Genomic DNA, 9,694 nt, shown 5'->3' with positions numbered 1-9,694 from the left:
CAACTTTGAGTAAACTACAAAGACCAAGAACAGAAAAAAGAGAAGAAAATGTATCAGTAAAATTGCTAGAAGAGGTATTTTTAGGTATCATATTCATGGTGTGTTTTTTTATGTTAACTTTTTGTTTTAGCAGATAAAATTATAACATATTAAACACACCTTTTCATCGGTATCTATCAGATATATAAGCATTTTTTTGCTTATAATCACACCTCTTCCCAAAAATAAATCAATACAAGTTTTTTAAGAGCATCAAACCTAGAGTGAATCTAGTTTTGTTTTAAATTTCCATGTGGGAAACTAGAGTTCCTTAACAATTTCCTTTCTTGAGGAGACAACATGGTCAACAATGCCAAAGCTACAGGCTTCTTCAGCACTCATGTAGTTATCTCGTTCGGTGTTCTGGGTAATAGTCTTTAGAGGTTTGCCTGTATGCTCTGACATAAGACGGTTTAGCTTGTCTTTAAGTCTCTGTGTTTCCTGGGCGTGGATAAGAATATCGGTAGCTTGCCCCTGGAATCCACCTAATGGCTGGTGGATCATGATTCTTGAGTTGGCAAGGGCATATCTCTTACCTTTTGCTCCACCAGACAGAAGAAAAGCTCCCATAGAGCAGCACTGTCCAAGACATAGAGTGCAAACATCCGGAGTGATGTACTGCATGGTGTCATAAATGGCTAAACCTGAAGTAACAACACCGCCAGGGGAGTTGATATAGAAAAATATATCCTTGTTTGGATCTTCTGCTTCTAAGAACAGCATTTGTGCAACAATCAGTTCACTGACCGCATCATTAACTTCCCCACAGATAAAAATAACTCTGTCTTTTAAAAGCCTTGAGAATAAGTCATAGGCTCGTTCTGACTTCTCGGTTTTATCAATTACAGAAGGTATGTAACCAGATGCAAGAGTAGGTATCACTTTTCAATTCTCCATTACACCAAATTGTTTTCTTAGAAACTTAAATAATGCGACATATACAGGAGTTGCCATACAGTAAATGACTTCCTTAACAACTCCCTTAATGTTCTTTTATGGAAATTATATGAATAGAAACTATCTCTTTTTATGAGAGTGAAAGAACTGTTTTAAGAAACAACACAGAGTAGAATTATGCTCCTTGTCTAACGATTGAATTAACGTATTCAACTATCTGCTGCTCTGGAATCCCCTCAATCTTAACCGGCATAAATCCGGTCTGAGGATTATCCACACAGACGTTAATACGCTTAATGCCTGCCTCATCTGGAATGAATTTATCGTGAGTATGACCATGAATCACTACACTGCAGCCATTTATTTCATACAGATGCTTAAGCTCCTGAACACGCTGATTGATTTCCACCTCCTCAACAGACAGCGGATAATGACAGATAAAGTAATCTCCAAAGTTCAGATAATGTCTTACGTCCAGAAAACCACAGCTTCTGTAGAAATGGTTTTTGTTATGATCATGATTACCCTTTAACAGAATTTTCTGTCCTGGAAGGCTGCTTATAATCTCTCTTATGCGCTCCGTATCTGCTCTTTTAAATAGCGCAATATCACCCAGGAAAAAGACGATATCATCCTCTTTAACAACGCTGCAGTACTTCTCACGTATAAACTCATCACACTTAAGAGTGCCTTCTCGACTGAACTCAAAAGGACGGTTACAGTATTTGATGATATTGGTATGTCCAAAATGCTGATCTGATGTAAAGTAAATCATTTGCTCACCACTTGTTTTTCTGCGTAGTGCTCTCATATCTTAGTATAGAGAGCACCTCATTTAATGCTATTGCGTTATTCCCTCGGTTACAGGAAACCGATTCTGCGGCATTCATCCTTCTTCGTCTCAGTATCCATAGCTTTCTGGAAACATTCCTTGGTCAGGAAGTCATACTTGTTCTCAGCACTGAAACGGCAGGCCTTTTCAAAGAAAGCGACGATATCGGCCACGGACTTGTTATCCTGTGTTTTAGCGATTTCACTTAGGTCAATGCTGTCATCATAAGGAATATCCTTTATAAGACTGCTTAAAAGCTCCTCAACCTGTTCTCCCTTCATATAGCCGATTTCTATCTTGGTAGAGAAACGTCCGTTTCTTAGGGCTGCCTCGTCAATATCATCAATACGGTTGGTTGTACCGATTAAAAGCAGATTATCGCTGTTAAGCTGACTCATATTTGAAAGAAATTCGTTAACCTGACTTATTTCAGAGTTGTGGGAACGGCCATTACGTTTAGGAATCCAGGCATCAATCTCATCAATAAAGAGGATACATGGAGCTTCACGTCTGGCTCTATCAAATACTCTTGCAATCTTGATGGCACTTCCCTGTACGTTTTCTGATCCGATGGACTTTGAATCAAGTTTTATAAAGTCCCAGCCCAAGAATTCAGCCAACTGTTTTGCTGCATAGGTTTTACCTGTACCGGTTGGACCATAGAGCAGAATGGAGTTAGGAAACTTCAAGTTGAATTTACGGTAAACATCAGGATTGACCAGATGATCAACGATGTTCTTATTAACATAATCCTCAAATTCCTGTTGTCCTGGTAGGGAGAAATGAGCTCCAGGCTTAAGGGTATAGCCTAAAGCATTATTGATCTTCTCCATGACGTACTGATGAGATAGCTCAACATCATTCATGACCACATCCATTCTTATTCCGTTAAAGATTGAGAATACAGAAGCAATAGTCTGACCGTTAAGAGCTTTGACCATTTGTGTCTTATCAAGTTTATCTAGCTCAGACTTTTGAAAGTAGTTGTTGATTATTTCCTCAAGGTCGGTTTTATCCGGATTAGTTATTTCAACATGAAGACCTAATCTGCCATCTCTTAAAATTGCTTTATCAATCTTGTTCAGGTAATTGGTCATTGAGATAACCAGAGTATGCATCTTAACGGCTTTATCAAAACACTGTAAGAAAGCTCCTAGCTCCTCAACCTTATGTTCCTGGTTATCACTTAACCCTTCTCGTTCATTTAGAAAAGCATCGGCCTCATCAATTATGACTACACCATTTTTTTTCTCAAAAGCCTCATCAAATTTCTCATGAATGTTTTTTGGAGTTTCATGAATACAGGTTGCACCAATCGTTGCAGAGTTTATTACCACAGGATCTAAGCCTAAATGCTCGCAGAACTGTCTAACAGCTTCGGTTTTACCGCAGCCAGGTTCACCGTAGAGAATAAAGTTAGGAACAATGTTCAGTCCGTACAGTTTCATTTTCACAGGATCACTCTTAAGCACCTTGATGATCTTTTCGTTTAATATCTGTGAGAGTTTTCTATTTCCAACAATGTGCAGAGGTTTATCAGCATTTTTAAGCTCATAGTGCTTTTCAGAAACCTCTTCTTCTGTAGAAGAATCATCTAAATCTACTTCTTTCACTTTTTTCTTGCTCCTGTCTGACTTCTTACTTAAGTCCTCTAATAAATCTGTTTTATCTTTTAAAGATGAATCAATAACCTTCATGTTTGGGATTTTGAACATAATGTCTTCAGCTTCATTAACTTCAACACTGATAGCCTCAGCAGTAGGGTAGATACGGTTTTGAAGACAACCTATATAACCATTCTCGAACTGAGCAAATAGCTCTTTGTTTTCTTTGAGCGGATTACATAGGTTATAGGCAAGAAGATACCGGTAATAATGAGTAAGAGACTGTTTAAGCCTATCTTTGTCAATCTCTGAAGTATCAGCTGCCGAAAACAGCTTTCTTATGTCAATAAAGAGACTGTTCAGGCGGTTCATGGCATATAGCCCGTAACTAGGGCCACCGATAAGCAGAAGGCTCTTAGGGTATTTTGTTTCAGAAATAGATTCAAAAGCAGCAAGTTTCTTTTTAAGCTCCTCGAATTCTGAGCTACCACCTGACGTTTCCTCAAGCTTTTCTAAGAAAGGGAGAAAATGACGATTCAGAGTTAACTCATGCACACATTCTGCAGCAATGCCTTTTGTGTCAGACTGCTGAGATAATGCCCTTGTTATGAGTATCTGTTGAAGTTTACAGGCATGTGAAAGCATATCTTTGGATTTGTGCTGTCTAACAATCTTATCTAAGTCAAAACAGCTCATTTTATGCAGAAACTCCTTTAGAAGATAATCATAATTATCTGAAGGATTGTCCTTTATACGGTCAAAGCTTTTAACAATCTTATTTAAATCCTTCTCCAGAATCTGCAGTCTGAGATCAACGATTTCCTGCTCATGTTTATTGAGTATGGAAATTTGCTCGGAATATTTGCCTTCACTGTTATCCAGAAGATAAAGCCCTAACGCCGTTGTTGCAGTAAAACCATAGTAAGGAACAGGCTTTTTTATATCTGCAAGCATTTGAGGCGGCAAAGATAGATTATCAATAGCGTATTTTATGAAGTCTCTAAGCGCCTCAGAGAATTCGCAATTGTTATAGGCTAGAACAGGATCAAGTACCATATAACCGCGGATAAAAGCTGCACAAACCACATAAAATTCTTTGCAAATAATAGATGACTGAGGTTCTGTATTAACGCCTTCACAAATCCGTACAAGATTAGAGGCAAGAATTTTATATGCATCAGCAAGATAGCCAGCTAAACTTTTACTGTTATAACTTAACTTGTCATTTTCAATAATTAAGATAGTTTCACCCTTGTACTTCTTAGACAAATCACTTAATGTCGAAGCAACAAGTTTTTCAATCGCAAGTTCATTAGCGATTATGTTAAATACAGGAACAGTGCATTTGTTCAGGACTTCATTCAGTTCCTGATGGATGTTACCGTTTCGAATATAGACTTCATACAGACTTATCAATCTTATGCAGTATGGTGATCTTCTGTATGGATTTGTATCTTTCTCATCTTCAAACCTAGTTATCAGTCTGTCTGCCAGAGCTTTTAGGTAATTGCTGCCTTTGTGTGATGCTAATTTGGAATAATTTTCCAGATACATTCTGGTGATTACTATTTCCATGCCTTTATCAAAGAGAATACGAGAAAGAGATTTATGGGAAGATAGATCGCTAACCTCTCTACGAAGAATATTCAGTAACCCGGCAAGAGCTCTATAGCTTCGGTGTCTTTCCGTCTCCTGTCTTATTTCTTCAAGCAGGGAAAGACAATACAAGAAATGAAGATACTCCTTATCATCAGCTTCATCCGGTGTCTCTCCCTCCTGTATTTTCTTCAAGCTCCCCAATGAAAAATCAAAAGCCATTTTTATAATCATACGGCGCTGTGACCAATAGAATCGACGCAATTCTATTTCATCTTCCGTCAAACGTTCGGAATATGCACAGAACTTTGTGTATTGATGTGTATTGAGCTCCTTAGACTGAAAATCAAAAGGCTCCCGGTTTAAAGTACGGTTAAAAGCACGGAAAAAAGTTCTATATAACGATCTGGCATTTGAATTAATTAAAAATTCCAACCGGTATGCTGCATAAAGAGGATGGGTAATAACGGGATGATTTTCCCAAAGAACGCCTAATGCATCATAGTTACCCTGAAGACAGGCTTTTGTCGCATAGCAAAATGCTTTTTTCTTGTCTGGCTCAGTTGCCAATCCTCCAAAGTAATTTTGAAAAGCACTATGTACCAAAGCATCTGGTTCCTGTGCCAGGGCACTGTGTTCAAACAGAGCTTCTTTCTTGACAGTCTTAGAATCACCTATACTATTTTTGGTATCTTCACTGCCGGTGTAGTTTCCGGATAGAGCGAAACCATATTCCCGTTTTACATTACCACTCAAAGCCTCTTTTAACAGAGCCTTTTGATATCGTCCTAAACTTGAATATGTGCTTTCTTCATTATCTAAAGAACAGCCAACGTATCTGTTAAGTTCATCGCTATAGTTAATGCAGATTTCCGTACTCATAATCACATCCTCACTATTTGCTTTAATTGTATTTATGAGTTCACTCAGTTTTTATGAGAGTGAAAATATGGAGGTATTTCTGGACTTAGAATGTTGGAAGAATAATGTTTATACAACAGAGGAATAGGCGAACAGTGTCGCCTTTCCTTTGCAGTTTGTATTAGTCACAGTCACCGTTTAAGAAGGAATAAAGATGGCACTGAATTGAGGTAGGGGCTTTAGGGAAAAGTTCATCAGAATGCTGCACGACAAACTCTACAAAATCATCCTGTGAGTCAAACTCATGCACATAGTATTCATCTTCACATTCCGACTCATATGATTGATCAACATCATCGTGTGACTTATGGGTAGTTGATTCTGCATCAGGTTCAATACCACCATCTACGGAATTTGAAGATTCACTCTCCTCGGACTCATCCGTAAAATCCAGATCGTCCTGTGAAAGAGGCAATTCATCCAAATCACAGTCTAAAAAAGCCGGCTCATCTTCTTTGGTGAAAACAAGATCCTCATTAATGTCATAATCCATGTGATTATCAATAGAATTAGAGGAGTTGTTCTCTTCAGCGTCAAGCATATTACCTGGAGCATAGACACTGTTAGCCAGGTTCTGAGCATCTTCGTTATCGCAAATATTGCTGAACAATACAGTAAGATCATTGATATGAAGGGACTTTAGGTATTTTCTTACACTAAAGCAGTCGGCAAGAGCTTTGAAAAAAGACCACTTCTCATCATTGTAGAAATATTCATCATCAATTAGAGCATCAAAATCAGATAGATTTATTAGCCCCTTATTCTGAAGGCAGTTCTTTATAATGTTAAGTGTATATGGATTAATTAACTCATCATCAAGAACTAGCTCTCTGAGATTGTCATTGAAGGAATAAGCCCTATCACCACCATCGTCAAAATCCCAGACAATATCTGACGCTCTTAGGAAAAAAGGGATGAAACAAGCTAATCTTAGGTAGGCAAGGGTGTTGCTAACATTTTCATCCGTAGCTGCCTCCTGCAAGTAATCTTCAACAGGAACGTTTTGAATAATGTTCCATAGATAATTCAAAACTGCATTTTCTGTGCTGTTTTCAGTAAGCATAAACTGACGGTCTATCTTGTTAATATCAAGCTCTTGCATTTTAAGCTCCATTATAAAAATTCATAGGAAAGTTTCTTTACCTGATGACTAAAGTTTAATAATGAAGTCTCTCTTAATTTATGAGAATGAAAATATGATATAGATTGCTAGTTAAAAAAAGTTAACTTGGTAATAATATTAAAGGAAAATCATACTGTGATTAGCATAATTATCAAAGCAAGATTATTGATTATAATCCAAATTTACCTTATCTATGGTTATTCTATTTGAAATCATATAGTAAGACGAAAATACCATTCACAAATTGGACCGTTATTGTTAAGGGATGAATATAGTATAATATTGTTACATAAATGTTATAAAAATGACGATAAGGCTTTATATATGAGTTTTTCTGAAAGTATAAAAAAAATCAGAAGAAAAGCTTTTCTAACACAAGATAGTTTTGCAAAAAAATTAGGAGTTTCCTTCGCTACGGTCAATAGATGGGAAACAGGAAAAGCAAAACCTAATCTAAAAGCAATGAAATTGATTGACGACTATTGCAAACAAAACAATATAAAAATAGATGTCTGTGAACTAATAGATGAGTAAAGAGAACAAATAATGCATAAACATAAGTTTATAGATTTATTTTGCGGCTGTGGAGGCTTGAGTTTAGGTTTTAAAATGTCTGGTTTTACGCCAATAGCAGGTATCGATTTTAATAAATCTGCAATAAAAACATACAAAAAAAACTTCGTAAAATCTAAAGGCATTTGTGCTGATATTTTGTCCCTTGAAAAAGAAGATATTTGTTCGTTAGTCGAAAATATAAAAGACGTAGATTTGATAATTGGAGGACCTCCTTGTCAAGGATTCTCAAACGCAAATAAAAACTACGTTGAATTAGATGATCCGAGAAATAAACTTTTTTTTGGCTTTGTGAAGTTTGTTGATTTGGCTCAACCAAAAGTTGTTGTCATAGAAAACGTTCCTCAAATTATTACCAAAAATGGAGGTTATGCAAAAAATCGAATCACAGAAATATTCACAGAACGAGGATATTTTGTTACAAATGCGATACTAGATGCATCTAACTATGGCGTACCCCAGAAACGATTAAGAAACTTTTTTATTATTACAAAAAATAAAAAGTTTGATATGAATAGTATTAAAAAAAATGAAAAGCAAATAACAGTTCTGGATGCTATCGGTGAGTTATACCAGTTTGAAGGAACTTCATCTGATTTTAGAGAACTTCATTTAGAGCCAGATTCTCCTTATCGAACATATTTACGAGCAAAAAACAATAAAATTGTAAATCACGATATTCACTATCCTGCTGAAATACAACAAAATAGAATATCTTATGTTCATCAGGGCGGTAATTGGAAAGATGTTCCAGAGGAATTATGGAAAACTAACAGAACAACGAACTCAAACAGAAAAAACCGACATTCGTCTGCATACAAGCGACTAAAATCAGACGATGTATCAGTTACTATTGATGCAGGAAATCAACACAGTAACTATTATCACCCTGTTTTTCACAGACTTCCGACTGTTCGTGAGGCGGCTAGAATTCAATCATTTCCAGATAACTTTGTATTCGAGGGAAATATGACAGAGCAATACTTACAAGTTGGAAATGCTGTTCCTCCTCTCATGGCCAAAAGTATTGCAGATGCAATCATGGAATTATTAAATAATGAAAAATAAAATTATAGATCTTTTTTGCGGATGTGGTGGACTTAGTCTCGGTTTTGAAATGGCGGGATTTGAGGTTTCATATGCAATTGATATGTGGGAACAAGCAGTAAACACTTATAATTATAATCATAAGAATAAAGTTGCAAATTGTGTGGATATACATTCCCTATCAGATGACCAGATAATATCATTAAATAAGAACAACGATATTGTAGGAATTATCGGTGGACCTCCCTGCCAAGGTTTCAGTAAAGTAGGAACAAGAGATAATAATGATCCTCGAAATCACCTATACTTAGAGTATTACAGAGTAGTTAAGCTAGTAAAACCAGAATTCTTTGTTATCGAGAATGTCTCTGGATTGTTAACCTTATCTAAAGGAATGTTTAGAGACGATATCATAAAACGCTTTGGTAATCTTGGATACAACATATCTTTCAAAGAAGTTTTAGCATCAGATTATGGTGTTCCTCAAAATCGACGCAGAGTTTTCTTTGTTGGAATGAAAAATTCGAATTTTGTTTTTCCAGAGAAAATAAAAAAAATCGTTACAAGTAAGGATGCTATTAGTGATTTGCTTCCTTTAAATGTAGAAAACGGTCTAGATAAAGAACATGACTATGCAACCGAGCCACAGAATGAATATCAAAGACTAATGAGGGGAAATCAAAAAAAAGTAAAAAACCACCAAATAACAATTCACACTCAACAAACAATTGATATTATTTCAATGGTACCAGATGGTGGAACTATTTATGATTTGCCAGATGAATATTGGAATATTCGTAAATATCGAAAAGGCTTTGAGCGAATGCCAAGCTTTAAGCCTTGCCATACTGTTGATACAGGTCATAGAAATTATTTTCACTATTCAGAAAATAGAATTCCAACAGCACGTGAAAATGCAAGATTACAGTCATTTCCTGATTGGTACGAGTTTCTTGGGACAAAAACAGATCAATATAAAGAAATTGGGAATGCTGTACCCCCTTTACTTGCATCTCATATTGCAAAAGCAATTATGAAACAAATACAAAAAAAGAAATAATT

General features: G+C 36.2%; 7 protein-coding genes. 3 read left to right on the top strand and 4 right to left on the bottom strand.

Translation table 11 applies throughout. From position 1 onward, the window contains the following. Positions 1 to 300 precede the first annotated feature (300 nt). From clpP to BM308_RS00885, 4 genes are all read right to left on the bottom strand, one after another. On the bottom strand, positions 301 to 921 hold the full coding sequence (clpP, locus tag BM308_RS00900; protein WP_074942426.1) for an ATP-dependent Clp endopeptidase proteolytic subunit ClpP: 621 nt from the start codon (positions 919 to 921) through the stop codon (positions 301 to 303). 190 nt (positions 922 to 1,111) lie between these two features. Then, on the bottom strand, positions 1,112 to 1,711 hold the full coding sequence (locus BM308_RS00895; protein WP_074942425.1) for a metallophosphoesterase family protein: 600 nt from the start codon (positions 1,709 to 1,711) through the stop codon (positions 1,112 to 1,114). A gap of 86 nt (positions 1,712 to 1,797) precedes the next feature. Then, the gene (locus BM308_RS00890; RefSeq protein ID WP_074942424.1) at positions 1,798 to 5,850 is read right to left on the bottom strand and encodes an AAA family ATPase; all 4,053 of its coding nucleotides are present in this window, start codon (positions 5,848 to 5,850) and stop codon (positions 1,798 to 1,800) included. 160 nt (positions 5,851 to 6,010) lie between these two features. Next, entirely contained in the window at positions 6,011 to 6,991 is a 981-nt protein-coding gene (locus BM308_RS00885; RefSeq protein WP_074942423.1) for a hypothetical protein, read from the bottom strand. 345 nt (positions 6,992 to 7,336) lie between these two features. Here BM308_RS00885 and BM308_RS00880 point away from each other — a divergent pair, with 345 nt between their 5' ends. Genes BM308_RS00880 through BM308_RS00870 form a run of 3 tightly spaced genes read left to right on the top strand, consistent with a single transcriptional unit; the run spans position 7,337 to position 9,692 of the window. Then, entirely contained in the window at positions 7,337 to 7,546 is a 210-nt protein-coding gene (locus BM308_RS00880) for a helix-turn-helix domain-containing protein (protein WP_074942422.1), read from the top strand. Positions 7,547 to 7,558: 12 nt separating this feature from the next. Beyond that, positions 7,559 to 8,653: a DNA cytosine methyltransferase gene (locus tag BM308_RS00875; RefSeq protein ID WP_074942421.1), complete on the top strand. Its 1,095-nt coding sequence runs from the start codon at positions 7,559 to 7,561 to the stop codon at positions 8,651 to 8,653. Next, a complete protein-coding gene (locus BM308_RS00870) occupies positions 8,643 to 9,692 on the top strand; it encodes a DNA cytosine methyltransferase (protein ID WP_074942420.1) in 1,050 nt (349 codons plus the stop codon). Before BM308_RS00875 ends, BM308_RS00870 begins: the two co-directional genes overlap by 11 nt. Positions 9,693 to 9,694 lie beyond the last annotated feature (2 nt).

Source organism: Succinivibrio dextrinosolvens, assembly GCF_900116345.1.
Lineage (GTDB): Bacteria > Pseudomonadota > Gammaproteobacteria > Enterobacterales > Succinivibrionaceae > Succinivibrio > Succinivibrio dextrinosolvens_B.
Note: the sequence above shows the minus strand (reverse complement) of the source record. Positions and strands in the feature narration are given on the sequence as shown.